The 24,791-nt window shown below is 55.4% G+C and carries 43 protein-coding genes; 5 read left to right on the plus strand and 38 right to left on the minus strand.

Features of this window, described 5'->3' with window-relative positions; translation table 11 throughout:
- Positions 1–39 precede the first annotated feature (39 nt).
- Both AC2D8P_RS11905 and AC2D8P_RS11910 read right to left on the minus strand, forming a co-directional pair.
- Positions 40–627, minus strand: coding sequence for an acyl-homoserine-lactone synthase (locus AC2D8P_RS11905; RefSeq protein ID WP_484702959.1), 588 nt, complete (start codon positions 625–627; stop codon positions 40–42).
- 43 nt (positions 628–670) lie between these two features.
- Positions 671–1,282, minus strand: a complete 612-nt coding sequence (locus AC2D8P_RS11910; RefSeq protein ID WP_484702961.1) for a helix-turn-helix transcriptional regulator — start codon at positions 1,280–1,282, stop codon at positions 671–673.
- 82 nt (positions 1,283–1,364) lie between these two features.
- Between AC2D8P_RS11910 and AC2D8P_RS11915 the strand changes: the two genes are divergently transcribed.
- Entirely contained in the window at positions 1,365–1,538 is a 174-nt protein-coding gene (locus tag AC2D8P_RS11915; RefSeq protein ID WP_484702962.1) for a hypothetical protein, read from the plus strand.
- Positions 1,539–1,620: 82 nt separating this feature from the next.
- On the opposite strand, the gene rplQ is transcribed toward AC2D8P_RS11915, so the two are convergent.
- The 24 genes from rplQ to AC2D8P_RS12035 all read right to left on the minus strand — a co-directional run bounded on the left by rplQ (position 1,621) and on the right by AC2D8P_RS12035 (position 15,301).
- Positions 1,621–2,046: a 50S ribosomal protein L17 gene (rplQ, locus tag AC2D8P_RS11920; RefSeq protein WP_484702963.1), complete on the minus strand. Its 426-nt coding sequence runs from the start codon at positions 2,044–2,046 to the stop codon at positions 1,621–1,623.
- A gap of 180 nt (positions 2,047–2,226) precedes the next feature.
- Entirely contained in the window at positions 2,227–3,243 is a 1,017-nt protein-coding gene (locus tag AC2D8P_RS11925; RefSeq protein WP_484702964.1) for a DNA-directed RNA polymerase subunit alpha, read from the minus strand.
- Between the two features lie 114 nt (positions 3,244–3,357).
- Positions 3,358–3,747: a 30S ribosomal protein S11 gene (gene rpsK / locus AC2D8P_RS11930; RefSeq protein WP_484702965.1), complete on the minus strand. Its 390-nt coding sequence runs from the start codon at positions 3,745–3,747 to the stop codon at positions 3,358–3,360.
- Positions 3,748–3,760: 13 nt separating this feature from the next.
- Positions 3,761–4,129 (minus strand): 30S ribosomal protein S13, encoded by a 369-nt coding sequence (rpsM, locus tag AC2D8P_RS11935; protein WP_484702966.1) that lies wholly within the window; start codon positions 4,127–4,129, stop codon positions 3,761–3,763.
- A gap of 193 nt (positions 4,130–4,322) precedes the next feature.
- On the minus strand, positions 4,323–4,967 hold the full coding sequence (locus tag AC2D8P_RS11940) for an adenylate kinase (RefSeq protein WP_484702967.1): 645 nt from the start codon (positions 4,965–4,967) through the stop codon (positions 4,323–4,325).
- Positions 4,964–6,325, minus strand: a complete 1,362-nt coding sequence (gene secY / locus AC2D8P_RS11945; RefSeq protein ID WP_484702969.1) for a preprotein translocase subunit SecY — start codon at positions 6,323–6,325, stop codon at positions 4,964–4,966. The genes AC2D8P_RS11940 and secY overlap by 4 nt, the downstream gene beginning before the upstream one ends.
- Positions 6,326–6,432: 107 nt before the next feature.
- Complete coding sequence (rplO, locus tag AC2D8P_RS11950; protein WP_484702970.1) at positions 6,433–6,906, minus strand: 50S ribosomal protein L15; 474 nt, start codon at positions 6,904–6,906, stop codon at positions 6,433–6,435.
- 200 nt (positions 6,907–7,106) lie between these two features.
- Positions 7,107–7,544: a GFA family protein gene (locus tag AC2D8P_RS11955; RefSeq protein ID WP_484702972.1), complete on the minus strand. Its 438-nt coding sequence runs from the start codon at positions 7,542–7,544 to the stop codon at positions 7,107–7,109.
- Positions 7,545–8,156: 612 nt separating this feature from the next.
- A complete protein-coding gene (gene rpmD, locus AC2D8P_RS11960; protein ID WP_484702973.1) occupies positions 8,157–8,345 on the minus strand; it encodes a 50S ribosomal protein L30 in 189 nt (62 codons plus the stop codon).
- Between the two features lie 12 nt (positions 8,346–8,357).
- Positions 8,358–8,930 carry a 30S ribosomal protein S5 gene (rpsE, locus tag AC2D8P_RS11965; RefSeq protein ID WP_484702974.1) on the minus strand — a complete coding sequence of 191 codons (573 nt, stop codon included), beginning with the start codon at positions 8,928–8,930 and terminating at the stop codon, positions 8,358–8,360.
- Between the two features lie 101 nt (positions 8,931–9,031).
- Positions 9,032–9,391: a 50S ribosomal protein L18 gene (rplR, locus tag AC2D8P_RS11970; protein ID WP_484702976.1), complete on the minus strand. Its 360-nt coding sequence runs from the start codon at positions 9,389–9,391 to the stop codon at positions 9,032–9,034.
- Between the two features lie 11 nt (positions 9,392–9,402).
- Positions 9,403–9,936, minus strand: coding sequence for a 50S ribosomal protein L6 (gene rplF / locus AC2D8P_RS11975; protein ID WP_484702977.1), 534 nt, complete (start codon positions 9,934–9,936; stop codon positions 9,403–9,405).
- 10 nt (positions 9,937–9,946) lie between these two features.
- The gene (rpsH, locus tag AC2D8P_RS11980) at positions 9,947–10,339 is read right to left on the minus strand and encodes a 30S ribosomal protein S8 (protein WP_484702978.1); all 393 of its coding nucleotides are present in this window, start codon (positions 10,337–10,339) and stop codon (positions 9,947–9,949) included.
- 14 nt (positions 10,340–10,353) lie between these two features.
- On the minus strand, positions 10,354–10,659 hold the full coding sequence (rpsN, locus tag AC2D8P_RS11985) for a 30S ribosomal protein S14 (RefSeq protein WP_484702979.1): 306 nt from the start codon (positions 10,657–10,659) through the stop codon (positions 10,354–10,356).
- Between the two features lie 18 nt (positions 10,660–10,677).
- Complete coding sequence (gene rplE / locus AC2D8P_RS11990) at positions 10,678–11,238, minus strand: 50S ribosomal protein L5 (protein WP_484702981.1); 561 nt, start codon at positions 11,236–11,238, stop codon at positions 10,678–10,680.
- Positions 11,238–11,543, minus strand: a complete 306-nt coding sequence (gene rplX, locus AC2D8P_RS11995) for a 50S ribosomal protein L24 (RefSeq protein WP_484702982.1) — start codon at positions 11,541–11,543, stop codon at positions 11,238–11,240. The genes rplE and rplX overlap by 1 nt, the downstream gene beginning before the upstream one ends.
- Before the next feature lies 1 nt (position 11,544).
- Positions 11,545–11,913, minus strand: coding sequence for a 50S ribosomal protein L14 (rplN, locus tag AC2D8P_RS12000; protein ID WP_007427594.1), 369 nt, complete (start codon positions 11,911–11,913; stop codon positions 11,545–11,547).
- A gap of 79 nt (positions 11,914–11,992) precedes the next feature.
- Entirely contained in the window at positions 11,993–12,223 is a 231-nt protein-coding gene (gene rpsQ / locus AC2D8P_RS12005; protein ID WP_484702983.1) for a 30S ribosomal protein S17, read from the minus strand.
- A 14-nt stretch (positions 12,224–12,237) separates the two neighbouring features.
- Positions 12,238–12,438, minus strand: a complete 201-nt coding sequence (rpmC, locus tag AC2D8P_RS12010; protein WP_484702985.1) for a 50S ribosomal protein L29 — start codon at positions 12,436–12,438, stop codon at positions 12,238–12,240.
- A gap of 287 nt (positions 12,439–12,725) precedes the next feature.
- Positions 12,726–12,932 (minus strand): cold-shock protein, encoded by a 207-nt coding sequence (locus AC2D8P_RS12015; protein ID WP_484702986.1) that lies wholly within the window; start codon positions 12,930–12,932, stop codon positions 12,726–12,728.
- A gap of 202 nt (positions 12,933–13,134) precedes the next feature.
- A complete protein-coding gene (locus AC2D8P_RS12020; protein ID WP_484702987.1) occupies positions 13,135–13,557 on the minus strand; it encodes an ester cyclase in 423 nt (140 codons plus the stop codon).
- Positions 13,558–13,599: 42 nt separating this feature from the next.
- Complete coding sequence (locus AC2D8P_RS12025) at positions 13,600–14,214, minus strand: 2OG-Fe(II) oxygenase family protein (RefSeq protein ID WP_484702988.1); 615 nt, start codon at positions 14,212–14,214, stop codon at positions 13,600–13,602.
- Positions 14,215–14,386: 172 nt separating this feature from the next.
- A complete protein-coding gene (locus AC2D8P_RS12030; RefSeq protein ID WP_484702989.1) occupies positions 14,387–14,722 on the minus strand; it encodes an antibiotic biosynthesis monooxygenase family protein in 336 nt (111 codons plus the stop codon).
- 120 nt (positions 14,723–14,842) lie between these two features.
- Complete coding sequence (locus tag AC2D8P_RS12035) at positions 14,843–15,301, minus strand: LysR substrate-binding domain-containing protein (protein ID WP_484702990.1); 459 nt, start codon at positions 15,299–15,301, stop codon at positions 14,843–14,845.
- Positions 15,302–15,320: 19 nt separating this feature from the next.
- Here AC2D8P_RS12035 and AC2D8P_RS12040 point away from each other — a divergent pair, with 19 nt between their 5' ends.
- Positions 15,321–15,656, plus strand: coding sequence for a cupin domain-containing protein (locus AC2D8P_RS12040; protein WP_484702991.1), 336 nt, complete (start codon positions 15,321–15,323; stop codon positions 15,654–15,656).
- Positions 15,656–16,069, plus strand: coding sequence for a cupin domain-containing protein (locus AC2D8P_RS12045; protein WP_484702992.1), 414 nt, complete (start codon positions 15,656–15,658; stop codon positions 16,067–16,069). The genes AC2D8P_RS12040 and AC2D8P_RS12045 overlap by 1 nt, the downstream gene beginning before the upstream one ends.
- 142 nt (positions 16,070–16,211) lie before the next feature.
- Here the strand turns inward: AC2D8P_RS12045 and AC2D8P_RS12050 are convergent, their stop codons facing one another.
- The 6 genes from AC2D8P_RS12050 to rplB form a co-directional block, all read right to left on the minus strand.
- Positions 16,212–16,637 (minus strand): bleomycin resistance protein, encoded by a 426-nt coding sequence (locus AC2D8P_RS12050; protein WP_484702993.1) that lies wholly within the window; start codon positions 16,635–16,637, stop codon positions 16,212–16,214.
- A 144-nt stretch (positions 16,638–16,781) separates the two neighbouring features.
- Positions 16,782–17,195: a 50S ribosomal protein L16 gene (gene rplP / locus AC2D8P_RS12055; protein ID WP_484702994.1), complete on the minus strand. Its 414-nt coding sequence runs from the start codon at positions 17,193–17,195 to the stop codon at positions 16,782–16,784.
- 12 nt (positions 17,196–17,207) lie between these two features.
- On the minus strand, positions 17,208–17,915 hold the full coding sequence (gene rpsC, locus AC2D8P_RS12060; protein ID WP_484702995.1) for a 30S ribosomal protein S3: 708 nt from the start codon (positions 17,913–17,915) through the stop codon (positions 17,208–17,210).
- Complete coding sequence (rplV, locus tag AC2D8P_RS12065; RefSeq protein WP_484702996.1) at positions 17,915–18,295, minus strand: 50S ribosomal protein L22; 381 nt, start codon at positions 18,293–18,295, stop codon at positions 17,915–17,917. Before rplV ends, rpsC begins: the two co-directional genes overlap by 1 nt.
- A gap of 5 nt (positions 18,296–18,300) precedes the next feature.
- On the minus strand, positions 18,301–18,579 hold the full coding sequence (gene rpsS, locus AC2D8P_RS12070) for a 30S ribosomal protein S19 (RefSeq protein WP_484702997.1): 279 nt from the start codon (positions 18,577–18,579) through the stop codon (positions 18,301–18,303).
- Between the two features lie 3 nt (positions 18,580–18,582).
- Positions 18,583–19,425 (minus strand): 50S ribosomal protein L2, encoded by an 843-nt coding sequence (gene rplB, locus AC2D8P_RS12075; RefSeq protein WP_484702998.1) that lies wholly within the window; start codon positions 19,423–19,425, stop codon positions 18,583–18,585.
- Between the two features lie 425 nt (positions 19,426–19,850).
- On the opposite strand from rplB, the gene AC2D8P_RS12080 reads away from it, so the two are divergent.
- Entirely contained in the window at positions 19,851–20,762 is a 912-nt protein-coding gene (locus tag AC2D8P_RS12080) for a glutaminase (RefSeq protein ID WP_484702999.1), read from the plus strand.
- Positions 20,763–20,768: 6 nt separating this feature from the next.
- Here AC2D8P_RS12080 and AC2D8P_RS12085 read toward each other — a convergent pair whose 3' ends face one another.
- The gene (locus tag AC2D8P_RS12085; protein WP_484703000.1) at positions 20,769–22,025 is read right to left on the minus strand and encodes a DMT family transporter; all 1,257 of its coding nucleotides are present in this window, start codon (positions 22,023–22,025) and stop codon (positions 20,769–20,771) included.
- Between the two features lie 129 nt (positions 22,026–22,154).
- On the opposite strand from AC2D8P_RS12085, the gene AC2D8P_RS12090 reads away from it, so the two are divergent.
- On the plus strand, positions 22,155–22,565 hold the full coding sequence (locus AC2D8P_RS12090) for a hypothetical protein (protein ID WP_484703001.1): 411 nt from the start codon (positions 22,155–22,157) through the stop codon (positions 22,563–22,565).
- 65 nt (positions 22,566–22,630) lie between these two features.
- Here AC2D8P_RS12090 and AC2D8P_RS12095 read toward each other — a convergent pair whose 3' ends face one another.
- From AC2D8P_RS12095 to AC2D8P_RS12115, 5 genes are all read right to left on the minus strand, one after another.
- Positions 22,631–22,927, minus strand: a complete 297-nt coding sequence (locus tag AC2D8P_RS12095; protein ID WP_484703002.1) for a 50S ribosomal protein L23 — start codon at positions 22,925–22,927, stop codon at positions 22,631–22,633.
- Positions 22,924–23,541: a 50S ribosomal protein L4 gene (gene rplD, locus AC2D8P_RS12100; protein ID WP_484703003.1), complete on the minus strand. Its 618-nt coding sequence runs from the start codon at positions 23,539–23,541 to the stop codon at positions 22,924–22,926. The genes AC2D8P_RS12095 and rplD overlap by 4 nt, the downstream gene beginning before the upstream one ends.
- Positions 23,538–24,263: a 50S ribosomal protein L3 gene (gene rplC, locus AC2D8P_RS12105; protein ID WP_484703004.1), complete on the minus strand. Its 726-nt coding sequence runs from the start codon at positions 24,261–24,263 to the stop codon at positions 23,538–23,540. Before rplC ends, rplD begins: the two co-directional genes overlap by 4 nt.
- A 14-nt stretch (positions 24,264–24,277) precedes the next feature.
- Positions 24,278–24,592, minus strand: a complete 315-nt coding sequence (gene rpsJ / locus AC2D8P_RS12110; RefSeq protein WP_484703005.1) for a 30S ribosomal protein S10 — start codon at positions 24,590–24,592, stop codon at positions 24,278–24,280.
- A 78-nt stretch (positions 24,593–24,670) separates the two neighbouring features.
- The coding region (locus AC2D8P_RS12115; RefSeq protein ID WP_484703008.1) for an EF-Tu C-terminal domain-related protein at positions 24,671–24,791 on the minus strand (121 nt) is incomplete at its 5' end.

The following is a 24,791-nucleotide window of genomic DNA, read 5'->3' on the forward strand; positions in this document are numbered from 1 at the left end:
TTTACGCCGAGAGCCGGGCAGGGAAAAGCGGAATGCGTCTCAGTGCATTTTATCAGACAGATCGATAGATACACATTGATAATCGCCATCGTCGATAAACAGCTTCGGACCGATCGCTTCGGCGGTTAACCCGCACCGCCCGAACCAGCGCGGCCAGTTCGCAGCCGTCAACGTAACCAGATGCGTCGCGCCCAGCTCTCGTGCGGCCTTCAACATGGCGCCCACCATATAGGCATGTACTCTGCGGCGGATGCGTTGAGGCACGGATTGGGAAACGAAAACGCGGGTCACTTCCCACGTATTCTCATGCACCGGCGCCTCTTCAAAAAGCAAACTTTCAGGAATGGAATCCAACAGCCCTTTTTGCGCATCACGAATCATGTAGCTGTAGACGCCACAACGTGCTGTGGTCGGGGTCAGGCGAATGCCTGCATAGACTTCACCCAGATTATGGATGGCAATCCAGCGGCTGGCAGGGGTGTCATACTGATCATATTCCAGAACATCGGCCTCTGGCAGATCCCAGTTTTTCAGGTCGATGAATGACTGTTTCCGCGCACGGAACAGATTCACGAGCAAATCGCCGTGATTATGCATGTTCTCAAACGACAGTGTCGTTGTTTCCATTGCAGCCCCCAAGCCACGTATTATTCTTCATTACGCTCCGAAGTCAGAGCAGGCGATAATCCTTGGCCCTTTGAATGGCCTCTGCCGTTGTGCGTGCCATCAAATTGTGCCGGGCGGCGGTCAGGCGCGCCTTTAATGCACTCTCAGAGATCCCGAGTTTCGCGGCCGCGGCCGCATGGCGATCTCCATGGGCGATACAACGTAGTGCTTCTACTTGAGCTTTGGTCAAACTCTCCGGCGGTTCTGTGATATCGTGCAGTCGCCGAACAATTACCGTGGCCTGCTCTATCTCCTGGTCGTCAAACTCTCTGTCCTCACGAGCGAAGCTCGCTATCGTCTTGGATTTCACCGGTCCGACAGAAATCGTCAGCCCGAAGCGCAACCCAAATGTCGCTGCCTCTTCCAGAAGTCCGAATGGGTCAGGAATTGTCAGATCACGCCAACGACAAGCCCCTTCGGTACTGAAACCCCAGGCAATTGTGGGGTCTCGCAGGGCGTAGCCCTGCTCTGTGTAGTGGTCCAGCCAGTCCTGACAATACGTCGAGAACTGCATCAACGGCGCCGCATAACGAATATGCACCCCGATGAAGTAGCCCGCTGGCGCGATCATCGAAAGCTTCTTGAGTTCGTAATCGATACCTAGCAAACCGGACATGTCCTTTTAGACAGGTTGTTATATTTTCCGTCAACCGTAAATTGATAAATGTAATTGATTCGACAAGTGTGTGAGTAACAACGTGAAACAGATTGATGCTGAACTGTACGCAAAAGTGATGTCCCTGCCCCTTGGGATTCGTCTTGATTTATTGGAGTTCTTTGGTGCACAGCCTGTTATTATGGAACCCCAAGGCCATAGCTTAAAAGAATTTTACGCGCCGGTCGAGCCGGATAAAAAACGCACCCTGCACTGACTGCGACATCAAAATCACACCTTAGAAAACAAAAAACCCCGCCAAAAGCGGGGTTTCGTTTGATTCTAAGCTGCGGGTTGCCTTATTCGGCGTCGGCTGCAGCCTCTTCTGTGGCCAGACGAGCCTTGTCTGAGGCGCCTTTTGCGTCCAGATCGCGGTCGACAAATTCGATGATTGCCATCGGAGCCATGTCGCCATAGCGGAAACCGGCCTTCAGGACGCGGACGTAACCACCCTGACGCTCAGCGTAGCGGGGGCCCAGTACTTCAAACAGCTTGGCGACGTGCTGGTCCTGCTTCAGGCGGCTTGCGGCCTGACGGCGGGCGTGCAGGTCGCCACGCTTGCCAAGGGTGATCAGCTTTTCAATCACGCGCTTCAGCTCTTTGGCTTTGGGCAGGGTGGTCTTGATTTGTTCATGTTCGATCAGCGACCCGGCCATGTTGGCAAAGAGCGCCTTGCGGTGCTCGTGGGTGCGGTTCAGGCGACGGTAGCCTCTTGCGTGACGCATGTTTCTTACTCCAATTGCCCGTCGAGGGGCGGTTTTGCTTTGTCCGAGAACCGATGCGTGTCAGTTCCTCACCTTGGGGCGGAATTGCCCTGATTTTCCACTGTCTGCGTTACGTCGGTATTACGTCGGTATCGCAACGGTGCATTTTGGGCCGGGCGAACATCTCACCCGGCCGAATTCTTAGAACGCGTCTTCGAATTTCTTGGCCAGATCTTCGATGTTTTCTGGCGGCCATTCCTCGACATCCATGCCCAGGTGCAGCCCCATGCCAGACAGAACCTCTTTGATCTCGTTCAGCGACTTGCGGCCGAAGTTCGGCGTGCGCAGCATCTCTGCCTCGGTTTTCTGGATCAGATCGCCGATGTAGACGATGTTGTCGTTCTTCAGGCAGTTCGCCGAACGGACAGACAGTTCCAACTCGTCCACTTTCTTCAAAAGCAGTGGGTTGAATTCCAGTCCATCGTCCTCTTCCTGACGACCGGCAGCTTCGGGTTCGTCAAAGTTGACGAAGATCGACAGCTGGTCTTGCAGGATGCGGGCGGCATAGGCAACCGCGTCGTCCGGCGTGATGGAACCATCAGTGTCCAGTTTCAGGGTCAGCTTGTCATAGTCCAGAACCTGACCTTCACGGGTCGGCTGAACGTCATAGCTGACTTTGCGTACCGGGGAGTAGATCGCATCGATCGGGATCAGGCCGATCGGGGCATCTTCGGGCTTGTTCTTATCTGCAGAGACATAGCCTTTGCCGGTGTTGACGGTCAGTTCCATGAACACGCTGGCGCCCTCATCCAAGTGGCAGATCACGTGATCCTTGTTCAGGATCTCGATGCCAGCAGATTCAGAGATGTCACCCGCGGTGACAACGGCCGGACCGTTTGCAGAAATGGACAGGCGCTTGGGGCCTTCAACTTCCATGCGGATGGCGACGCCCTTCAGGTTCAGGACGATGTCAGTCACGTCCTCACGGACGCCTGCAACGGACGAAAACTCATGCAGAACGTTATCGATCTGGACGCTGGTGATAGCAGCCCCTTGCAGGGAGCTCATCAGGATGCGGCGCAGCGCATTGCCCAGGGTCAGACCAAAGCCGCGTTCCAGCGGTTCAGCGATGACGGTCGCCTGACGCGCGGGATCATTGCCCGGCTTTACGTCCAGCTGGGTCGGTTTGATCAGTTCTTGCCAATTTTTGTGGATCATGTGTGTCGCCTCCATACCTGTCTTCAGGCCATGTCCGAGCCAGAAGACGCCCGAGGTTCAAAATGACGGACTCGGGCCTTGCGACATCGCAGGGCCCGAGCGGGTAAAACATAATTAGACGCGGCGGCGCTTTGGTGGGCGGCAACCGTTGTGCGGGATCGGGGTCACGTCACGGATCGCCGTGATGTTGAAACCGACAGCAGCCAACGCGCGCAGCGCGCTTTCACGGCCTGAACCCGGACCCTGCACTTCGACTTCCAGCGTTTTCACGCCGTGCTCTTGTGCCTTGCGACCAGCATCTTCAGCAGCCATCTGAGCCGCATAAGGAGTCGATTTACGCGATCCTTTAAAGCCCATTGTGCCGGCTGAGGACCATGCGATTGCATTGCCCTGAACGTCAGAGATCAGTATCTTGGTGTTGTTGAACGAGCTGTTCACATGCGCAACACCAGTGGCGATGTTTTTGCGCTCTTTGCGCTTTGTACGAGTTTTATCGCGTGCCATTGATCAGCTCCCCTTACTTCTTCTTGCCGGCGATTGCTTTCGCCGGGCCTTTGCGCGTGCGCGCATTGGTGTGGGTACGCTGACCGCGGACGGGCAGGTTACGACGATGGCGCAGGCCACGGTAGCAACCAAGGTCCATCAGACGCTTGATGTTCATCTGAACTTCACGACGCAGGTCACCTTCGACAGAGAAGTTGGCGTCGATATGTTCGCGGATGGCCAGAACCTCTGCATCAGACAGTTCGTTCACACGACGAGCTGCGTCGATGTTCACGGATTCGCAGATGGTTTTGGCAGATGCAGGTCCGATACCGGTGATATAAGTCAACGCGATCGGCACCCGTTTATGTGTCGGGATGTTTACGCCGGCGATACGTGCCACGTGTCTTTTCCTTTCGTTGCGGTTCCGTAATTCCGGAACCTTTTTTCACAACGTAAGCCCGAGGCGATATCGCTCCGGGCCGCAGCTGAATTTCAATGTCTGGACCTGCTTGCGCATCGATTCGCGATCAGGTCCGATTCCCGTTTGGGAGGGCTGTCAAGTATGAGGTTTTTCCTGCCCCGTCAAGGGGGTGTCAGGCAACCATGATCGCGTTGATGGCACCGGCGACTTCGTCAATCTCGCCCAGCCCGTCAATGTCGCTGAGTTTACCCTTTGCGTGGTAATAACCGATCAGCGGAGAGGTCTTTTTATAGTACTCCATCAGACGGGTGCGCAGGCTGTCCTCATTGTCGTCGGCGCGACGTTTGAATTCGGTGCCACCACAGTGGCCGCATTTTCCATCCGCTGGGATCGGTTTGGAGATATCATTGTATCCCTCACCGCAATTGCCACAGGTGGAGCGCGCCGTGATCCGGCTGACCAGCGCGTCATCATCGACACGCATTTCAATAACAGCGCCCAGATCCTGACCGACCTCTGCCAGCAGATCAGATAACGCATCTGCCTGGCCCAGCGTGCGCGGGAAGCCATCAAAGATAAAGCCGCCCCTCTGGTCGCCTTCCAGCTTTTCCCGGATCAATCCAATAACGATCTCATCTGTGACCAGTTGGCCGGCATCCATTATGGCGGCAACTTTCTGGCCCATCTCGGTGCCGGAGGTTCGTGCATCGCGCAGCATGTCCCCGGTGGAGAGCTGGATCATGTTCCGATCTTCCACCAATTTACGTGCTTGTGTGCCTTTGCCCGCGCCCGGCGGTCCGAGAAGAATGATATTCATCGTCTGGATGGTCCCTTCCTGTTCCGTTTCTTACCCTTGCCGCGCAATTGGGACTTTTCAATCAGCCCTTCATATTGGTGCGCCAGCAGGTGGCTCTGAACTTGTTGGATCGTGTCCATGGTGACCGACACAACAATCAGAACCGATGTGCCGCCAAAATAGAAAGGAATGGCCAATTGTGAACGCAAAATCTCTGGAAGGAGACAAACTGCCGCAAGGTAGGCAGAGCCCAGCACCAGAATCCGGGTCACGACATAGTCCAGATACTCTGCCGTGCGTTTACCGGGACGAATACCGGGGATAAATCCATTCTGATTCTTCAGATTTTCCGCCACATCGTCGGTCTTGAATGACACGTTGAATGTATAGAAAAAGGTGAAGAACACGATCATAAAGGTAAAGAAGGCCAGATAGGCCGGCTGACCTGGGCCGAAATAGGCCAGGATCGTCGACATGATCGGGCCGGTTTGGCTGCCCGAGAAGGTCGAGATCGTGGTCGGCAGCAACAGCAGCGAGGAGGCAAAAATTGCCGGGATCACGCCGGCCGGGTTGACCTTGACGGGCAAATGACTGGAACCGCCATCATAAACCTTCATCCCCACCTGACGGCGCGGGTACTGTATGTGGATCTTGCGCAGGCTGCGTTCCATGAAGACCACAAAACCAATCGTCACTATGATCATCAACAACACGCCAACAATCACGGCCGGGCTCAGCGCGCCAGAACGACCTTGTGACAGGAACTGTGCAAGTGCTGCCGGAATTTCCGCAACGATGCCGACAAAGATGATCAGCGAGATGCCATTGCCAATACCACGCGCGGTGATCTGCTCACCCAACCACATCAGGAACATGGTGCCACCCACCAGCGTGATCACGCAGGACAGGCGGAAGAAGAGACCGGGATCGGTGACCAACTCGCCTGCCTCCAGGCTGACGGCCAGACCCCAAGCCTGGAACGTGGCCAGTGCCACAGTACCAAAACGGGTGTATTGGTTGATTTTTTTACGGCCCTGTTCGCCCTCTTTCTTCAACTGTTCAAGTTTCGGCACCATGGATGTCAGCAACTGAATGATGATCGAGGCCGAAATATAGGGCATGATGCCAAGCGCAAAAATCCCCATCCGGCTGAGCGCACCACCGGTGAACATCGACAAAACGCCACCAATGCCAGAGGCCGCCTCGTCCATGAACTGGCGCAGGGCCACACCATCAATGCCCGGAACCGGGATATAGGTGCCGATCCGGTAAACGATCAACAGACCGAGTGTGAAAAGGATACGCTGCCTGAGCTCTGTTGCCTGTGTCAGGGCGCGCCAGCTTGTATTTGCTGCCATTTGTTCTACGGCGGATGCCATTCGGTGGCCTCTCTGTCAGTAAAAACGCCGCCAGACCGTTTTCCGGGTCGGCGGCGCTTGGGAAAACTTGGTAATATGTAAGCGGCTCGTCCGCCGCTCACAAGCGCTTATTCAGCAGCTGCCGCCTTTGTGACTGTCAGAGAGCCGCCGGCTTTCTCAACAGCTTCGACAGCAGACTTGGATGCGCCGGTTACCTCGATGGTGGCTTTGGCGGAAAATTCGCCCTTGGCCAGAACCCGAACACCGTCCAGTTTGCGGCGAACGATACCGGTTTCAACCAGCACATCTTCGGTGATTGGGTTGTTCGCGTCCAGTTTTTTGGCGTCGATGAACTTCTGGATCAGGCCCAGGTTCACAACAGCGAATGCCTTGCGGTTCGGCTTGTTAAAGCCACGCTTTGGCAGACGCATATAAAGCGGCATTTGCCCGCCTTCGTAGCCATTCAGGGAAACACCGGAACGGGAATTCTGACCTTTGATACCACGGCCAGCAGTTTTACCTTTGCCAGAGCCGGGGCCACGGCCAACGCGTTTTTTGGTTTTGGTTGCGCCGGGATTATCGCGCAGTTCATGCAGTTTCATGTTCGCTCTCCTATGCCGGAAATGACCCACGAGCGTGACGGGCCAAACGCGGCGTTACTAATGTGAATCGGGCCCACACAGGACCACCGGGCGCGTATAGACGGGTTGGGGTGCAGGATCAAGAGGGAAGAGATCATGCAGACATAGGTTTGGGGGCGCAGCACAACACATGCACAGCGCCGTAAAGTGGACTGCTTCTGCTACGACCCTTCCGGCCAGACAAAACTGGGTTGCAAACCCTCATGCACCGGGCGGCCATCATCGGGGCGCGGCACACCGGTCGCCGGGTCATAAAAGGCGTGATAGGTCGCAGCAGGAAAATCGCCATCGTATCCCATCAAGTTCGGCACGATCACCCGAATGCGGTTTTGCTTGTCATCCAGCATGATCGGCGTGCCGCATTCGGCACAGGTACAAAGCTCCAGCGGGCCATCAGGGTTCTTGGCGTTGAACGGCTGACGGTTCAGCGCGGCCTCATCGCTGACGGCCACATCGCCATGATTGAAAAACGCCACATGGGTCGTGTGCTGGCCGGTCACGGCCTTGCAGACCGAACAATGGCAGGTGTGATTATCAATCGGATCATGAGCGCAATTGGTATGAATGTGGTCGCAGCCACCAGAATGGTTCCAGGACATAACTATCCCCCTATGTAAATTTGATTGCTGTCAAAGCAGATTGGCAGTCAGTTACTGGGAAACCGGACACCGCTTATGGGGGGAATATAGCACAGTTTGAAAATCAAATCGATTGTGCGAAAGTGACTGAATTATTTAGCTAACATGAGGGATATTAGTGAGAATATTTTCAACAGTTTTGGTTACAATGTTTGCTTCCAATGTTGCGTCGGCTGAATGCCCCACGGACACTCCAGACGTGAACAGGGTTCAAACAATCTCTGGAGATCAACGCGTTAACACAAACTGGCTAGAAAACAATTTGTCGGGCCGTCAAGTCAGATACAATGGTGGAACAGAATACTACTATTCGGACGGTAGTTATAAGTATCAAAGTGGAAGTCAATTTTGGGAAGCCCCAAGTTATCGGTTCTACAATAATGGTTTTCGTTGCATAGATTACCCAAGTCCCAGATTTGACTATTACGTAGTAAACGACGGTAAACTCATACTTATTAATGGTGTTGGAGAGAGAAACGTCGGACGTATTTACAAATAAAAACACCCCGGCCAATCGACCGGGGCGTCTAAATTCTTATCGTAGGGTGGGGTTTCACCCCATTACCTGAACGCTTAGTCGCGCTCTTCGACGATTTCCACCATGTGCGAGATCTTGTTGATCATGCCGCGCACGGATGGGGTGTCTTCCAGTTCACGCACGCGGTGCATCTTGTTCAGGCCAAGACCGATCAGGGTCGCGCGTTGTTCGGCGGGACGGCGGATCGGGGAACCGATTTGTTTGACGACGATGGTTTTTGCCATGGGTCCAGTTCCTTATGCTTCTGCGGCTTCTGGGGCAGCAGCCGGGGCGGCATCCTTTTGCAGGATGTCGGCGACTTTCTTGCCACGACGCTGTGCAACAGAGCGCGGGCTGGCTTCTTTGCCCAGACCGTCCAGAGTTGCGCGGATCATGTTGTACGGGTTCGAGCTGCCGATGGATTTGGATACAACATCCTTCACACCCAGCATTTCGAACACGGCACGCATCGGACCACCAGCAATGATACCAGTACCTTCTGGTGCGGTGCGCATGACCACTTTACCGGCGCCATGACGGCCCTCGATATCATGGTGCAGCGTGCGGCCCTCTTTCAAAGGTACACGAACCATTTGACGCTTGGCTTGCTCGGTTGCCTTGCGGATCGCCTCTGGCACCTCTTTGGCTTTACCTTTGCCAAAGCCAACACGGCCTTTTTGGTCGCCAACAACAACCAGAGCGGCGAAGCCAAAGCGCTTACCACCTTTTACGGTTTTAGATACGCGGTTGATTGCAACCAGACGATCTGCAAATTCCGGTGTTTCCTCGCGGTCGCGACGGTTACCCCGGCGGTTATCACGTTCTGCCATTTGGCATTCCTTTTCTTCTGGCGTTTGACGCCGTTATGTCCGATCCAAGTGGGCAAGAACCCCCGGATCATCGGGGTGGCATTACTGCCACCCACAGAGTTTTAGAACTTCAGTCCACCTTCACGCGCGGCGTCGGCCAGAGCCTTCACCTTGCCGTGGAAGAGGAAGCCACCACGATCGAAGTAGCAATCCTCGACGCCTGCCTTTTTGGCACGCTCTGCGATTGCTGCACCAACTTTTGCGGCCGCTTCGACGTTGTTCTTGCCAACCACGCCCAGATCCTTCTCCAGCGAGGAGGCGGAGGCGAGTGTGGTGCCCTGAACGTCGTCGATCAGCTGAACGCTGATGTTCTTGTTCGAGCGGTGAACGGACAGACGAACGCGACCCGCATTCACTTTCCGCAGTTTGTTCCGAACGCGCAGGCGGCGCTTCAGAAACAGGGTTCTTTTGCTGTTTGCCATCTTTTGCGTCCTTACTTCTTCTTACCTTCTTTGATGAAGATATACTCGCCCTTGTAACGGATGCCTTTGCCTTTATAGGGCTCGGGCTTACGCCATTCGCGAATGTTCGCAGCCACCTGGCCAACCACTTGCTCGTCGATACCCTCGACGATAATCTCGGTCGGTTTCGGTGCGGTTACAGTCACGCCTGCAGGGGCGGTGTATTCCACATCGTGGGACAAGCCCAGGTTCAGCTTCAAAACGTTGCCCTGCATCTGAGCGCGGTAACCCACACCCTGAATTTCGAGCTCTTTCTTGAAACCTTGGGTTACACCAGTCACCAGGTTGGAAATCACCGTCCGTGACATACCCCATTGCTGACGTGCCCGTTTGGACATGCCACGAGGTGTGACGGAAACGATGTTGTCTTCCACAGAAATGGTGACATCGTCGGTTGCGGTGAAGTTGCGGGTCCCCTTGGGGCCTTTCACTTCGATGGTCTGGCCGGACACAGAGGCAGTAACGCCGCTGGGCAGCTCGACCGGTTTTTTACCAATACGAGACATCCAGACCTCCTTAGAACACCTGGCAGAGCACTTCGCCGCCAACATTGGCTGCGCGTGCTGCTGCGTCCGACATAACGCCTTTCGGTGTCGAAACGATAGAAACACCCAGGCCCTGACGAACCTGCGGAATCTCGCTTGACGCCGAATAGACGCGACGACCCGGCTTGGAAACCCGCTTCAGTTCGCGGATCACAGGGGCGCCATCGAAATATTTCAGGCTGATTTCAATTGCCGGATGGCCAGAGGCATCCGTTGTTGCTTCGTAACCGCGGATGTAGCCTTCGTCGGCCAGAACATCCAGAACCCAGGCGCGAAGTTTCGACGCAGGGGTGGTTGTGGTTGACTTTCCGCGCATCTGAGCATTGCGGATGCGGGTCAGCATATCACCGAGAGGATCATTCATTTTTCAATCTCCCCTTACCAGCTGGATTTGACCAGGCCCGGGGCCTGACCGCTGGAGCCAAGCTCACGCAGGGCGATCCGCGACACTTTCAGCTTACGATAGTAAGCGTGCGGACGACCGGTCAGCTGGCAACGGTTGTGGATACGAGTGGCAGAGCTGTTGCGCGGCAGTTTCGCCAGTTTCAGGCGGGCCTTGAAACGCTCTTCCATCGGCTTGGATTCGTCATTTGCGATTTCTTTCAACGCGGCACGTTTGGCGGCATATTTTTCCACCAGCTTTGCGCGTTTGATTTCGCGTTCGATCATTGCTTTTTTAGCCATGTCTTACTTCCTTCCCGCTCAAGCTCTGAAGGGCATGTTGAAAGCTTTCAACAGGCTCTTGGCTTCCGCGTCGGTATTCGCGGTGGTGGTGATCACAATGTCCATACCCAGCATGTCATCAACTTTATCAAAGTCGATTTCCGGGAAGACGATGTGCTCTTTCAGACCCATGGCATAGTTGCCACGGCCGTCGAATGCCGTTGCCTTTACGCCGCGGAAGTCGCGGACGCGGGGCAGAGCCACGGTGATCAGACGATCCAGAAACTCATACATCTGGTCGCCGCGCAGGGTCACCTTGGTGCCCAGCGGCATGTCTTCACGAACGCGGAAACCAGCGATGGATTTCTTTGCTTTGGTGATGACAGCGTGCTGGCCAGCAATCAGGGTCAGCGCCTCTTGGGCAGCTTTTACCTTTTTGGTGTCCTTGACAGCTTCACCGATACCCATGTTCAGGACGATTTTGTCCAGACGCGGGATCTGCATGTCATTCTTGTAACCAAACTCTTCTTTCATGGCAGCACGGATGCTGTCCTTGAACAAAGCTTTCAGGCGCGGGGTGTAGGTTGCATCGTCAAGCATCAGACAGCCTCCCCAGTGGTTTTTGCAAAACGAACCTTTTTGCCGTCTTCCTCGCGGAAGCCAACGCGGGTTGCCTTACCATTGCTATCCAGCAGAGCCAGGTTCGACAGATCAATCGGCATTGCGGTCGGAACGCGACCACCTTGCGATGTCTGGGTCTGGCGGGTGTGGCGGATTGAGATGTTCAAACCATCAACAATTGCCTTGCCGGCCTTCGGGTTCACAGAGGAAATCTCGCCCTCTTTGCCCTTGTCCTTACCGGCCAGAACGACGACTTTGTCGCCTTTTTTCAGTTTAGCAGCCATCTTACAGCACCTCCGGGGCGAGCGAGATGATTTTCATGAAGTTCTTGGCACGCAGTTCGCGAACAACCGGCCCGAAGATACGGGTACCGACCGGCTCACCTGCATTGTTCAGGATAACGGCGGCGTTACGGTCAAAGCGGATTGCTGTGCCGTCTTCACGACGGACTTCTTTGGCGGTGCGAACGACGACGGCCTTACGGACGTCACCCTTCTTTACGCGACCGCGCGGGATGGCTTCCTTGACGGAGACGACGATAATGTCACCGACAGATGCGTATTTACGCTTGGAACCACCCAGGACCTTGATGCACTGCACCCGGCGAGCGCCGGAGTTGTCAGCAACATCCAGATTGGTCTGCATCTGGATCATGTGGTTTCTCCCGACCTGTGGGACCGCTTAGCTTGGCATTGGTCCCAGGGTTTCGATTAAACCGGAAAATTCCGAAGGCTCAGGCCTGCAAAACTTCCCAGCGTTTGGTTTTCGACTTTGGCAAACACTCTTGAATGCGAACAGCGTCGCCTTTCTTGAACGTGTTATTCTCATCGTGAGCCCGGTATTTCTTGGACTTACGGATGGTCTTTTTCAGAACCGGGTGTGTGAAACGGCGTTCGACCGAAACAGTGACGGTTTGTGCGTTGGCGTCCGAGGTTACGGTGCCTTGCAGAATACGTTTGGGCATCTTTCTGGCTCCTCTTACTCGGCTGCTTCTGCAGCTTTTTGGTTCAGAACAGTTTTTACACGGGCAACGTCACGGCGGACGGTGCGGATACGTGCGGTGTTTTCAAGTTGACCGGTGGCCTGTTGGAAGCGCAGGTTGAAGGCTTCTTTCTTCAGGTTCACCAATTCCTCGCGGAGCTGGTCCGGAGTCTTGTCATTCAGTTCAGTGGCGTTCATCGCCTATTTCCTTCTCAAAACACCAGCAGGCCCCTGACGTTATACAGGGTCACCCGTGACCTGGTGGATGAATTACAAACACGCGCGAATCCCGGACTTGTCCGGTTTTCACGAGATTGGGGGTCTATAGGGGGTTTGGATATGGGGGGCAAGAGGGAAGTTTTCTCATATAGGAGTTTGTCCGAGAGGCCATACAGGGTTACTTTGGTACTGCCGTTGAAATACCCCTAAACGCAAAACGCGGCCCCTTTTGGGACCGCGCCATAGCAATTCAATCGCTGTAAGGCTTAGGCCAGAACGATATTCGTCGCAGATTCGCGGCCGTCACGGCCTGCTTCTACGTCGAATGTGACTTTCTGGTTGTCTGCCAGGCCAGTCAGGCCGGAACGCTCAACAGCTGAGATGTGTACAAACACGTCTTTGCTGCCGCCGTCGGGCGCGATGAAACCAAAACCTTTAGTTGTGTTGAACCATTTTACGGTGCCAGTGGCCATATCCGTAGTCTCCATAATTAATTTGTTGCCCGCATTATTGCGACAACCCGGCGTGGTCGGTCTGGATCGAAAGACTGAACGCCGATAATCGGGAGACAGTGGTCGAAAAAGAAAAACGTATGCGCGCCCCGTATCGCGGAGTTTGGCACAATAAGCAAGGTCTTTCGATACGACGCCGGATCCGGCCCGAATGTGGCGCGCCTTACACTAATCCTAAATCCCGCGCGATGGTGGCGCTGTCATAGTAATCGCGTCCCTCAACAACCATCCCGCCCTTGACCCGCATGACTGAACAGTATCGCACATGATAGCGTTTGCCGGTCGGTTCAAAATCACCAAGGCTGGAATGCAGAACGCCCGTATGCGTGCCGGTGTTGTGAAACTCTACAATGGCCCACTCTTCGCAATCGCTGACGATCACCCGGTCGACGATACATTCGCCATCCGGGAAGGCTTTGCGCCAGCGGTGGTAGTCTTCTTTATAAGCCTCTTTGCCGGTCTGAGATTCGCGCCGCGCGACATCTTCGAACCGGCAGTCCTCGGAAATCACCGCCGCCCCGCGATCTGGATCCCGCATGCCCCAGCTTTCATGGAACTGGCGCACAACTCTTTCGGCTTCTTTCATGTCTGATTCTCCCCTGTTCACAGGACCATACACAACTAGTACTCACTCCCACCGATAATTAAAGCTCACCGAAATCCGGTCCTCTTCGGACATATTCATCGGCACTTCGTGGCGCAGCCAGCTTTCCCACAACAGCACATCACCGACGGTTGGTTTGGCATAGACAAAGGTCTGGAGTTCCCGCCGCACGCCCTTCTTGCGCACGGGGGCGGCCATCATCCGGGCGGATCGTGGATCCTCCAGCTTCAGCGCGCTGGCGCCATCGGGCATCGACACATAGGTGGTGCCGCTGATCACTGAATGCGGGTGGATGTGGCTGGCATGCATCCCGCCCTCTGGCAGGATATTGATCCAGATATCCTCTAGCTTCAGTGCCCGCCCATCCAGATCAAATTCCAGATCCTCGGCAAAGGCAGCAACGTGTTGATCCAACACCGCCACCAGATCGGCAAAGATCGGAAAACGCCACGGCAGATCGGTCAGCGACGCATAGGACGTGTAGCCGGGATAGGCATTGTCTTCGCACCACGCCTGCCCGGCCTCGTCATCTTCTGCAATAGAAAAGCAGGATGCGGCAAGTTCATCATAATCCACGCCTTGGCTTTTCAGAGAGGCGCGATAGAGGCGGGTCACAAAGAGGGATTCGATCTGGGTCATAGGCCGGGTTTAGCGCATGGCCACAGATTGGGCGAGAGGGCAATCCAAACAGACGCTCGCGACGACGGACGGACGGGGGAAGATAGCACAAAGGAATACTGGCTTCCTTTCGCCCCAAATACCTCAGGGTGAATGCGGCCCTTGCCGCAGAGGGGCCGCGTGCCTGTTTGTGCTATCGCCCTTCCGGGCCGTCATAGTGGCGTTCCACTTTGGCAACCCGCAAGGTGTAATACTCATACCAACGTTCTTTGCCCAATTTCTGGGCCAGCGCATGTTTTGCGACCTCTTTCCACGCCGAAAGGGAAGCCTCATCTTCCCAATAACTGACTGTGATGCCCAGACCTTCGGCATCACGTGTGGTCTCCACGCCGATATAACCGGGTTGACCAGCCGCCATTTCCACCATCAGGTCGGCCATCGCGCCATAGCCCTCATCAACCGCTGTTCGCTGGGCCGTGAAAATCACGGCATAATAGGGCGGATCGGGAAGTGGGGCGAAACGGGTCATGGTGAATATTTATGACACAGCATCGTTAATTGCGAGGCAGGAAATTCCACTTGGTGGGTTTTTTACGCTCTCCGGCCCACAAGTCGCGCCGCATTTCCAGATCATTGTAGAGAAATGACATCAGGGACGCACTTTGGCAGAGTTTCGCAGATCTGGGTGGGTCAGAACCCACAATTCCATGTCCAAGCTCGGGATCGTGTCTGAAACCCGGATCAGGCGATCGTCCTGATCCCCGGCATAACAAGGCATCATCGTACCCCCCATCCCGGTCGCCGTTGCATTGACCACGGCATTAGCCCGCAGGCATTGAAACACCGCCCGCTTCATGCCCTCTTCGCGGGTTGCCCTGACCGTTGGCACCAACCATCCCACCGCCTGATCAATCATATAGAAATCATGCTTTCCCAAGGGGATATCGGGATGTTGGTTCATATAGTCTTCGGTTGAATAGAGCGCAAAACGAAACGGGCTGACATTTCTGCCAAAGGCACTATCTGGTGCCTTCTTGGTGGCGCGGATGGCGATTTCAGCCTCGCGAAGCCCCAAATTGGCATGATCATAGCTTGAACTAACGTCCACCTGTATTTGCGGGTGTAGTTTGCGAAAGTTGGAAATGATGACCGAGGCGCTGGAGGGCGTCGCCAATACAGACGTCGTGGTCAGCCACTGCGTGTTCCCCCCTAACTTCACCCTGCCCCGGCATTGGCGTCCCGGAGAAGAGTTCATCTATGTGATAAGTGGCACAACAACGCTTTGGCTGGAGGGCCATGATGCCAAAACAGTGACGGCGGGCGAAGCTGTCAAAGTGCCCTATAAAGTGGTACATACAGCCTCTACCGGCGACGAACCTGTCACTTTGATCGCGTTTCGCGTCCATGAAGAAGGTCTACCAGAACGCGTTCTGGTCGAAGATGAAATCAAAGGAGCCGCCTGATGTTTACGCTAAAGAAAACAACCGCCACCATTTTCACCCTATGTCTGGCATCGGCCAGCTGGGCACATGATGAAACGACAGCAGCCGACCTCACCAAACCCGAAATCGAAGCACTGTCAAAAACCACGCTGGCAGGTGTCGAGGGAACCGAGGTCATCGTGAGCCGTGTCTCACTGCCGCCCAACATGACCCTGCCCCTGCATTGGCACCCGGGCGAAGAGTTCATCTATGTGATCGAGGGTTCGGGCATCTTGCATCTGGACGGACAGCCCGATCAACCTTTCAGCGCAGGTCAGACCGTGCATGTCCCGCTTGGGCACGTCCACACGGCCACATCGGGGCCGGATGGGGGCGTTGTGATCGTCTTTCGGGTTCACGAAGTTGGGAAACCGGGGCGCGTGCTGGTCGAATAGGTCACTGCACCACCAAAAAACAAAACCCCCGCCGATTGCTCGGCGGGGGGTGTCTTTAGGGTGGCAGCCTGCCCATCGCTTATCGATCTTCACGGGCGATGTCGTCCGCCCGCTATCGATTTCAAATATCACACGGCCCAGTTTAATCTTGGATTGGCCGTGAACCCAGATCTTGAAAGAACCGAAGCAGATAGCCGTCGGGATCTGCAACGACAAACTGCCTGTTACCCAATTCTTCGGTGCCGACGCGATACCATTTATCTTCGACAGGTAGGAACAGAGCATGCTCAACTCTGGCAAGTGCCTCGACGAGAGGTGCTATGGACGGGACTTCAATCTGAACATTCAGCCCCTTTCCAAAGGGATAGTTGGTGGGCAGATGCCCGTCGTCGAAGGTGCGACCTTCTCCTATCTGGTCGATCATCAGTTCCGCACCTCCCAGACGTAGATAACAAAACCCTTCTTCCGGGCGCTCATAAGCACACTCAAATCCAAGGACATCGCAATAAAACGATTTCGACTTACGCCAGTCAGAAACGGCAAACTCTGGGACCAATACGTTGCTCAACTTGCACCCTTTCGAATAAACCAGCGATATAGTTGACCTACAATTGCAATGTCAGCAATGGCTTCCAGGTTGATTTGACGCAAAAACCCCCGCCGATTTCTCGACGGGGGTTTTTGATCTCTCAGCTGGGGTTGCCCCCTACCCTTACCAGTCTTCGCGCTCGACGATACGGGTTTTGACCGGCAGTTTCATCGCTGCCAGGCGCAGGGCCTCGCGGGCGATGGAATCTGCAACGCCATCAATTTCAAACATCACACGGCCTGGTTTGACCTTGCATGCCCAAAAATCGACAGAGCCTTTACCCTTACCCATCCGCACTTCGGTCGGCTTGGAGGTCACTGGAGTGTCCGGGAAAATCCGGATCCAGACACGACCTTGCCGTTTCATGTGACGGGTCATTGCACGACGCGCAGCCTCGATCTGACGTGCGGTTACACGCTCTGGCTCGGTTGCTTTCAGACCGTAAGAGCCGAAGTTCAGATCAGAGCCGCCTTTGGCCTCGCCCTTGATCCGTCCTTTGAACATCTTGCGGAATTTTGTACGCTTTGGTTGAAGCATGTCTATTCCCCCTTAGCGACGACCGCCAGCACCGCGAGGTGCAGGGCCATCCTGGAGTTCCTGTGCCTTACGGTCACGCGCAGCCGGGTCATGCTCCATGATCTCACCTTTGAAGATCCAGACCTTGATCCCGATAATACCGTAGGCTGTCAGGCCTTCAGCATGTGCGTAATCGATGTCAGCACGCAGAGTGTGCAGCGGAACGCGTCCTTCGCGGTACCATTCGGTACGTGCGATTTCAGCACCACCCAGACGACCGGCAACATTCACACGAATGCCTTCGGCGCCCATGCGCATTGCGTTCTGCACGGCCCGTTTCATGGCACGACGGAAAGAAACCCGGCGTTCCAGCTGTTGGGCGATGCTTTCAGCAACCAGTGCGGCGTCCAGCTCCGGCTTACGAACCTCAACAATGTTCAGGTGCAGTTCGCTGTCGGTGATGTTGGCGATTTTCTTGCGCAGACCTTCAATGTCAGCGCCTTTCTTGCCAATGATCACGCCCGGACGTGCAGTGTGGATCGTGACGCGGCACTTTTTGTGCGGACGTTCGATGATCACACGGCTGATGCCGGCTTGTTTGCACTCATCCTTGATGAAGTCGCGGATTTTGATGTCTTCCAACAGAAGATTACCATAATCCTTGGTATCGGCGTACCAGCGGCTGTCCCAGGTGCGGTTGACCTGAAGGCGCATGCCGATTGGATTGACTTTGTTACCCATTAGGCTTGCTCCTCTACCTGACGAACCGTGATTGTCAGCTCTGAGAATGGTTTCTTCAGAGCCCCAAACCGACCACGTGCACGTGGGCGACCACGCTTCATGACCAGGTTCTTGCCGACATAAGCTTCTGCAACGATCAGCTCATCGACATCCAGGTTGTGGTTGTTTTCGGCGTTTGCAATCGCGGACTGAAGGCATTTCTTCACGTCCTGAGCGATCCGGCGTTTGGAGAAAGTCAGATCGGACAGAGCCTTTTCAACTTTCTTACCACGGATCATTGCAGCAACCAGGTTCAGCTTTTGCGGCGAGGTGCGAAGCATACGGGTTTTGGCCATTGCTTCGTTGTCAGCCACGCGGCGAGCGTTTTTCTCTTTACCCATGACCGTTATCTCCGCTTCGCTTTTTTATCCGCGGCGTGACCGTAATAGGTCCGTGTCGGGGAATATTCGCCAAACTTCTGGCCAATCATGTCCTCGGATACGTTTACCGGGATATGTTTGCGGCCGTTATAAACACCAAAGGTCAAACCCACGAACTGGGGCAAAATGGTGGAACGGCGCGACCAGATCTTGATCACATCATTACGGCCGGAGTCCCGTGCTGCCTCTGCCTTTTTAAGGACATAGGAATCAACAAAGGGGCCTTTCCATACAGAGCGAGACATATCTTAGCGCCCTTTCTTCTTGGCGTGACGCGAGCGGATGATCAGCTTCTGCGACGCCTTGTTCTTGTTGCGGGTACGTGCACCTTTGGTCGGTTTGCCCCATGGGGTTACCGGGTGACGACCACCAGAGGTCCGGCCCTCACCACCACCATGGGGGTGATCGATCGGGTTCATAACAACACCACGCACGGATGGGCGGATGCCCTTGTGACGGTTACGACCTGCTTTACCGAAGTTCTGGTTCGAGTTGTCGGGGTTGGACACGGCACCAACGGTGGCCATGCATTCCTGACGCACCATGCGCAGTTCGCCCGAAGACAGGCGGATCTGTGCATAACCACCATCACGACCAACAAACTGAGCGTAAGTGCCGGCTGCACGAGCGATCTGGCCGCCTTTGCCTGCTTTCAGTTCGATGTTGTGAATGATGGTCCCGATCGGCAGACCGGTAAAGGGCATCGCGTTGCCCGGCTTGATGTCGGCCTTTTGGCTGGCCACAATCTGATCACCAACACCCAGACGCTGCGGGGCCAGGATATAGGCCTGCTCGCCGTCTTCGTATTTGATCAGAGCAATGAACGCAGTCCGGTTGGGATCGTATTCGATCCGCTCTACGGTTGCGGTCACGTCGAATTTGTTGCGTTTGAAATCAACAATCCGGTAGAGACGTTTCGCCCCACCACCACGGCGGCGCTGTGTAATCCGTCCGGTATTGTTCCGACCGCCCTTTTTCGTCAAACCCTCTGTCAAGGATTTGACTGGACGTCCTTTCCAAAGCTCCGAACGGTCAATCAGCACCAGCCCGCGCTGGCCCGGCGTCGTCGGTTTGTACGACTTGAGTGCCATGCTTTCTGTCTTCCGTTTACTAGCTGACGGGCGCCCGATTGGCTGTCCCGCCTATGTTGTAGCCCCCCGAAGGTGGCCTGTTTGTAGGGCCCCGAAGGTCCCCAAATTCCAAATATCATAAGCCCCGGAACGAATCCGAGGCCTGCGACTGGCTTCGTTTAAGTGAGCGCGCCCCTCTGGTCAAGGGAAATCCAATAAAATAAAGGCGTGGCGCACCACCGCCTGACCCGCAAAATCTAACCTAAAAACAGACGTCGGTATTGCGTCGGTATCGCGACTGCAACACGTCGGTGGGTTTTGAGATAGGATGGCAGATGTGAACAATTGTGCTCTGACAGAGTGGGCGGGGCGGGGCCGGCCTTCAGCCTTGAATTCGCGCCGGGCTTGGCCAAAGATTGGAGCTGTTCGGGCGCCGAGAGGATAGAATGACAGTCAACCAACACATACTCGATGACATTCACGCCCAGATCATGGCCGAAGATGACTGGGGCACGCCCGCGCAGTACATCCCTGATCTGGCGCGTGTCGCGCCGGCGCAATTCGCCATGTCCGTCTGTCTGGCCGATGGGCGAAACTTTAGCGCGGGCGCTGCGGATGTGCCCTTTTCGATCCAGAGCATTTCCAAGGTCTTCGTTCTGGCCGCGGCCTTGGGCCGGTTGGGCGATCAGATCTGGACGCGTGTGGGGCGCGAACCATCAGGCACATCGTTTGATTCCGTCGTGCTGCTGGAACGCGAACAGGGCCGTCCGCGCAATCCCTTTGTCAACGCAGGTGCAATTGTCACCACTGATGCGCTGCTGTCGGGGCGCGAACCCAAACAGGCGCTGGCCGAAATAGTGGGGCTGGTTCGCGACATGGCCGGCACGGATGAGATTTACATCAATCAACAGGTCGCCGCCAACGAACAGGTAACCGGCGCCCGCAACAAGGCGCTGGCGCATTATCTGGCCTCCCATGGCAATCTGCGAAACGCGCCTGATCTGACCTTGGGCACCTATTTCCACCAATGCGCCATCGAAATGACAACCGATCAGCTGGCGCGGCTGGGCCGATCCTTTGCCCGGCTCGGTGACGCAACCATGCCCCTGCCCCTAAACCATTCCAAACGCATCAATTCGCTGATGATGATGTGCGGTCATTACGATGGATCTGGAGAATTCGCCTATCAGGTTGGTTTGCCCGGCAAAAGTGGTGTGGGCGGCGGCATTCTGGTGATCGCGCCGGGTGTGGCATCAATCGCTATCTGGTCACCGGGGTTGAACCGATACGGAAATTCGCACGCCGGAACACGGGCGGCGGCGATGCTGGCACGGGCAACGGGCTGGTCGGTGTTTTGACACCCACTAACGTTTTGACAAGAACCGCGCCTGTGTCAGGCCAACGCCCGACAGGATAATAGCCGCACCAATATAGGTGCTGGGTTGCAGGGTTTCGCCCAGCAAAGCGACCCCCAAAAGTACCGCCCAGAGCGGGACTATATAGGCCACGAGGCTCATGAAAATGGGGCCTGCGGATCGGATCAACACAACGCGCAGCAAGAAGGCCAACCCTGTGGGCAGAAGCCCAGCGTAAAGAATGGCCCATGTCGCCCGGGCGCCGGTGATCTGTGGCATCCCCTCCAACATCAGGGCGATCGGCATCAGAACCAGCGTTCCCGCGGTCAGCATCCCGGTGGTGAACACCATTGGCGGGATCGGTGGCGCGCGGCGGATCAAGATCGCCCCGATCGAATAGCACAGCGATGCCCCGACGCAGGCCATTCTGGCAAGCAGCGACCCGCCCGCGCTGTCCGCCGCCATGGCACCGGGCAGGATCAGGACCAAAAGACCGACAAAGCCAATAACAACACCCGCAATCCGGCGTGGACCGATTTGTTCTTCCGGAACAAAGAGATATGCCAAAGCAAGAACAAAGAGCGGCGAAGAGCCCATTGCAACACCGGCAAAGGCCGACGGAACCTGCTGAATCCCCCAGGTTAACAGGCTGAAAGGCATCGCAAAATTCAAGATACCCAAGGCCAGTATGAAGCCCAAAGTCCTTGGATCACGGATCGCCAGATCGCCGGGGCGGGTGACGATAACAACCGCCAACAACGCCAGTGCACCAATGCCAATACGGCCCGCCGCAACGGTGAAGGGCCCGTAATTTTCCAACGCCACAGCCATCGACATGAACGCCCCGCCCCAGACAAAGCTGAGGAAGAACAAAAGCGCCCAACCGCTGAGGCCCGGGGCGTTTGGTGTGGTGGTGGTCATAATGCCGTTATGGGGGGTTTGGGGGGCAACCACCAGCACAGAAACGTTACCGCCAAAATCAACGTCGGTATTGCGTCGGTATTTTAACGGTATTGCGACGGTGCAGTTGGCGAGGGGATCGCGGACGTTAACGATTACGGTTTTTTGGGGGGAGTTGTGGGGGGAAATCCCACCCGACGCGGAATGGAGTGCCGAGGTCAGTTGGGATGCAGGTGCCGGGGTGAACCCCGGCCTACGGGATGTCGCGGGGCGAAGCGCCCCCCGCCCCATCGCCGGCCCGTCGCACCAGAGGCGCGCCACCATGACATCGCACGCCGTTGGCGTGACGAGCGGTCCGGTGGTCACGCGGTAGCCCTTGGGCCGCTATTCACGCGGTGTTGTCATTCAGATGTAGGGTGGGCATTCTGCCCACCAGTGTTGTGGTGGTTTTTGGTGGGGTGAAACCCCACCCTACGCAATTGGGAGGTTTTGTGCATGGGAATCGAATTTTACTTTCAAAGCTATTGGGCGAACCAAACTTCGGATGTAACGGTGGGAAATGTATTAAATATTTTTGGGAACCCACAAACAGGCACAAGTGGCATTTCATTTATTCCCTTGAAGTATGATGAACAGAACTCCTGCCATCTCTCGATTGACGAAGAAAACGGGTTTGTCAGCGGAATATATATTTTCAAACCCTGTTCACACCCAGCACTCATGGATAGCATCTACCATTTCTTGCTCACCGGGCCATTCGTGCTGTTTGCCCCAGGTTGCTCAGCTCCTGTAATAGGACGTACGGATGTTGCTGAACGTTTACCGGACGATATGATCGGCTCTCTTGGCAAACCAGTCTTCGTCAGCAAACCAAGCGAAATTATCTCTTCACTATTTGCCGAATAGAAACCGACAAAACCAAAAAACCCCGCCTCTCAGCGGGGTTTCTTAATCTCTCGAAAACCTAGATCTTACAGTCCGGTCGACACGTCGATTGTGTTGCCTTCTTCGAGCGTCACATAGGCTTTTTTCACGTCTTTGCGCTTGCCCAGCTGGCCGCGGAAGCGTTTGACTTTGCCTTTGGTGATCGTGGTGTTGACCGCTTTCACCTTGACGCCAAAGAGGCTTTCAACAGCTTCTTTGATCTGTGGCTTGTTCGCGTCGATGGCGACCTCGAAAACAACCGCACCATTTTCAGATGCCATGGTCGATTTCTCGGTGATCACCGGTTTGCGAACGACGTCGTAATGTTCTGCTTTAGCGCTCATTTCAGACGAGCCTCCAGTGCTTCGACACCTGCTTTGGTGATCACCAGAGTGTCACGCTTCAGGATGTCATAGACGTTTGCACCCATCGTCGGCAGGATATCCAGACCTTCGATATTGCGGGCAGCTTTGGCAAAGCCTTCGTTGACGGCAGCGCCATCAATGATCAGCGCGCGTTTCCAGCCCAGGTTTGCAACCTGTTTGGCCAGAGCGGCGGTCTTGCCTTCAGCTTCTGCGGCCTCGATCACAACCAGTTCGCCGGCTTTCGCTTTGGCGGACAGGGCGTGTTTCAGACCCAGAGCGCGGAATTTCTTCGGCAGATCGTGGGCGTGGCTGCGCGGGGTCGGGCCCTTATACACACCACCTTTGCGGAAGATCGGCGCATTGCGGGAACCGTGACGAGCGCCACCGGTGCCTTTTTGGCGATAGATCTTCTTGGTGGAATAGCTGGTTTCCGACCGTGTTTTCACCTTGTGGGTGCCAGCCTGCGCCTTGTTGCGCTGCCAACGGACCACACGGTGCAGAATGTCCGCACGTGGTTCCAGGCCGAAGATTTCTTCGCCCAGATCAACGGAACCGGCATTGCCGCCGTCAAGATTGATCACGTCAAGTTTCATTCTTCCGCACCTCCTTCAGAGGTTTCTTCTACTGCTGCTTCAGCCGCTGCAGATTTCAGCGCAGCCGGGAAAGCAACACCTTCTGGCAGAGCCTTTTTCACAGCGTCTTTGACAGTGACCCAGCCGCCTTTGGAACCTGGAACAGCGCCTTTGACCATGATCAGACCACGATCTGCGTCGGTTTTAACAACCTGCAGGTTCTGTGTGGTGACCTTGGCAGCACCCATGTGGCCGGCCATTTTCTTGCCTTTGAACACCTTGCCCGGATCCTGACACTGACCGGTGGAGCCGTGCGAACGGTGGCTGATCGACACACCGTGCGTGGCGCGCAGACCACCAAAGTTGTGGCGTTTCATGGCACCAGCAAAACCTTTACCGATCGATGTGCCGGAAACGTCAACAAATTGACCTTCGACATAATGCTCGGCAGAGATTTCTTCGCCAACGGCGATCAGGTTTTCCTCGGACACACGGAATTCTGTGACCTTCCGCTTGGGTGCTACATTGGCCGCAGCAAAGTGGCCGCGCATCGCTTGCGATGTGCGTTTTGCTTTGGCAGTGCCTGCCCCCAGCTGAACAGCTGTGTATCCATCTTTATCCGCAGTACGTTGTGCAACGACCTGCAGGGCGTCAAGCTGAAGTACGGTCACAGGAATCTGCTTCCCGTCCTCCATGAAAAGCCGGGTCATGCCGACTTTTTTCGCGATTACACCAGAGCGCATCGTCGATACCCTCCTTAAACCTTGATCTCGACGTCAACACCGGCAGCCAGGTCGAGCTTCATCAGCGCGTCCACGGTTTGTGGTGTTGGGTCGACGATGTCCAGCAGGCGCTTATGCGTGCGGATCTCGAACTGGTCCCGAGATTTCTTGTTCACGTGAGGACCACGCAGAACGGTGAATTTCTCGATCTTGTTGGGCAGCGGGATAGGACCGCGAACCTGAGCACCAGTGCGTTTGGCGGTGGAAACGATTTCCTGAGTGCTGGCGTCCAGTACACGGTAATCGAAGGCCTTCAGCCGGATGCGAATGTTTTGGCTTTGAACTGCCATTTTATTTGCCTTTCGCGTTGAGAGGTAGACCGGGAGGTATTTCCCGGCCTACTTCGAACAGGGTGGCCACGAGTAGAATTACTCGTGGATTTTGGAGACGACGCCGGAACCGACGGTGCGTCCGCCTTCGCGGATGGCGAAGCGCAGTTTTTCTTCCATGGCGATCGGGGCGATCAGTTCGACGTCGAACTTCAGGTTG

This window comes from Roseovarius sp. YIN77, from assembly GCF_057219155.1.

Excerpts from the sequence above, each read along its gene's own strand:
- rplF (WP_484702977.1), bottom strand. The coding sequence starts at position 9,936 with ATGTCTCGTATTGGTAAAAAACCGGTCGAGCTGCCCAGCGGCGTTACT.
- rpmC (WP_484702985.1), bottom strand. The coding sequence starts at position 12,438 with ATGAACGCCACTGAACTGAATGACAAGACTCCGGACCAGCTCCGCGAG.
- AC2D8P_RS12020 (WP_484702987.1), bottom strand. The coding sequence starts at position 13,557 with ATGAAAGAAGCCGAAAGAGTTGTGCGCCAGTTCCATGAAAGCTGGGGC.
- rpsC (WP_484702995.1), bottom strand. The coding sequence starts at position 17,915 with ATGGGTAACAAAGTCAATCCAATCGGCATGCGCCTTCAGGTCAACCGC.
- AC2D8P_RS11905 (WP_484702959.1), bottom strand. The coding sequence starts at position 627 with ATGGAAACAACGACACTGTCGTTTGAGAACATGCATAATCACGGCGAT.
- AC2D8P_RS11955 (WP_484702972.1), bottom strand. The coding sequence starts at position 7,544 with ATGTCCTGGAACCATTCTGGTGGCTGCGACCACATTCATACCAATTGC.
- rplV (WP_484702996.1), bottom strand. The coding sequence starts at position 18,295 with ATGGGTAAAGAGAAAAACGCTCGCCGCGTGGCTGACAACGAAGCAATG.
- rplC (WP_484703004.1), bottom strand. The coding sequence starts at position 24,263 with ATGCGCTCTGGTGTAATCGCGAAAAAAGTCGGCATGACCCGGCTTTTC.
- AC2D8P_RS12080 (WP_484702999.1), top strand. The coding sequence starts at position 19,851 with ATGACAGTCAACCAACACATACTCGATGACATTCACGCCCAGATCATG.
- AC2D8P_RS11940 (WP_484702967.1), bottom strand. The coding sequence starts at position 4,967 with ATGAATATCATTCTTCTCGGACCGCCGGGCGCGGGCAAAGGCACACAA.
- secY (WP_484702969.1), bottom strand. The coding sequence starts at position 6,325 with ATGGCATCCGCCGTAGAACAAATGGCAGCAAATACAAGCTGGCGCGCC.
- rpsS (WP_484702997.1), bottom strand. The coding sequence starts at position 18,579 with ATGTCTCGCTCTGTATGGAAAGGCCCCTTTGTTGATTCCTATGTCCTT.
- AC2D8P_RS12095 (WP_484703002.1), bottom strand. The coding sequence starts at position 22,927 with ATGAGCGCTAAAGCAGAACATTACGACGTCGTTCGCAAACCGGTGATC.
- rplO (WP_484702970.1), bottom strand. The coding sequence starts at position 6,906 with ATGAAACTGCATGAACTGCGCGATAATCCCGGCGCAACCAAAACCAAA.
- AC2D8P_RS12090 (WP_484703001.1), top strand. The coding sequence starts at position 22,155 with ATGGGAATCGAATTTTACTTTCAAAGCTATTGGGCGAACCAAACTTCG.
- rpmD (WP_484702973.1), bottom strand. The coding sequence starts at position 8,345 with ATGGCAAAAACCATCGTCGTCAAACAAATCGGTTCCCCGATCCGCCGT.
- rplD (WP_484703003.1), bottom strand. The coding sequence starts at position 23,541 with ATGAAACTTGACGTGATCAATCTTGACGGCGGCAATGCCGGTTCCGTT.
- rpsN (WP_484702979.1), bottom strand. The coding sequence starts at position 10,659 with ATGGCTAAAAAAGCAATGATCGAACGCGAAATCAAACGCGCAAAGCTG.
- rplN (WP_007427594.1), bottom strand. The coding sequence starts at position 11,913 with ATGATCCAGATGCAGACCAATCTGGATGTTGCTGACAACTCCGGCGCT.
- rpsK (WP_484702965.1), bottom strand. The coding sequence starts at position 3,747 with ATGGCACGCGATAAAACTCGTACAAAGCGCAAAGAGCGCAAAAACATC.
- AC2D8P_RS12045 (WP_484702992.1), top strand. The coding sequence starts at position 15,656 with ATGTTTACGCTAAAGAAAACAACCGCCACCATTTTCACCCTATGTCTG.
- rpsE (WP_484702974.1), bottom strand. The coding sequence starts at position 8,930 with ATGGCAGAACGTGATAACCGCCGGGGTAACCGTCGCGACCGCGAGGAA.
- rplR (WP_484702976.1), bottom strand. The coding sequence starts at position 9,391 with ATGGCAAACAGCAAAAGAACCCTGTTTCTGAAGCGCCGCCTGCGCGTT.
- AC2D8P_RS11910 (WP_484702961.1), bottom strand. The coding sequence starts at position 1,282 with ATGTCCGGTTTGCTAGGTATCGATTACGAACTCAAGAAGCTTTCGATG.
- rplQ (WP_484702963.1), bottom strand. The coding sequence starts at position 2,046 with ATGCGTCACGCAAGAGGCTACCGTCGCCTGAACCGCACCCACGAGCAC.
- rplP (WP_484702994.1), bottom strand. The coding sequence starts at position 17,195 with ATGCTTCAACCAAAGCGTACAAAATTCCGCAAGATGTTCAAAGGACGG.
- AC2D8P_RS11925 (WP_484702964.1), bottom strand. The coding sequence starts at position 3,243 with ATGATCCACAAAAATTGGCAAGAACTGATCAAACCGACCCAGCTGGAC.
- rplB (WP_484702998.1), bottom strand. The coding sequence starts at position 19,425 with ATGGCACTCAAGTCGTACAAACCGACGACGCCGGGCCAGCGCGGGCTG.
- rpsH (WP_484702978.1), bottom strand. The coding sequence starts at position 10,339 with ATGAATGATCCTCTCGGTGATATGCTGACCCGCATCCGCAATGCTCAG.
- AC2D8P_RS12015 (WP_484702986.1), bottom strand. The coding sequence starts at position 12,932 with ATGGCCACTGGCACCGTAAAATGGTTCAACACAACTAAAGGTTTTGGT.
- AC2D8P_RS12030 (WP_484702989.1), bottom strand. The coding sequence starts at position 14,722 with ATGACCCGTTTCGCCCCACTTCCCGATCCGCCCTATTATGCCGTGATT.
- rpsQ (WP_484702983.1), bottom strand. The coding sequence starts at position 12,223 with ATGCCCAAACGTATTCTGCAAGGCACCGTAACCTCGGACGCCAACGCA.
- rpsJ (WP_484703005.1), bottom strand. The coding sequence starts at position 24,592 with ATGGCAGTTCAAAGCCAAAACATTCGCATCCGGCTGAAGGCCTTCGAT.
- AC2D8P_RS12025 (WP_484702988.1), bottom strand. The coding sequence starts at position 14,214 with ATGACCCAGATCGAATCCCTCTTTGTGACCCGCCTCTATCGCGCCTCT.
- rplX (WP_484702982.1), bottom strand. The coding sequence starts at position 11,543 with ATGGCTGCTAAACTGAAAAAAGGCGACAAAGTCGTCGTTCTGGCCGGT.
- rplE (WP_484702981.1), bottom strand. The coding sequence starts at position 11,238 with ATGCTTGACGATGCAACCTACACCCCGCGCCTGAAAGCTTTGTTCAAG.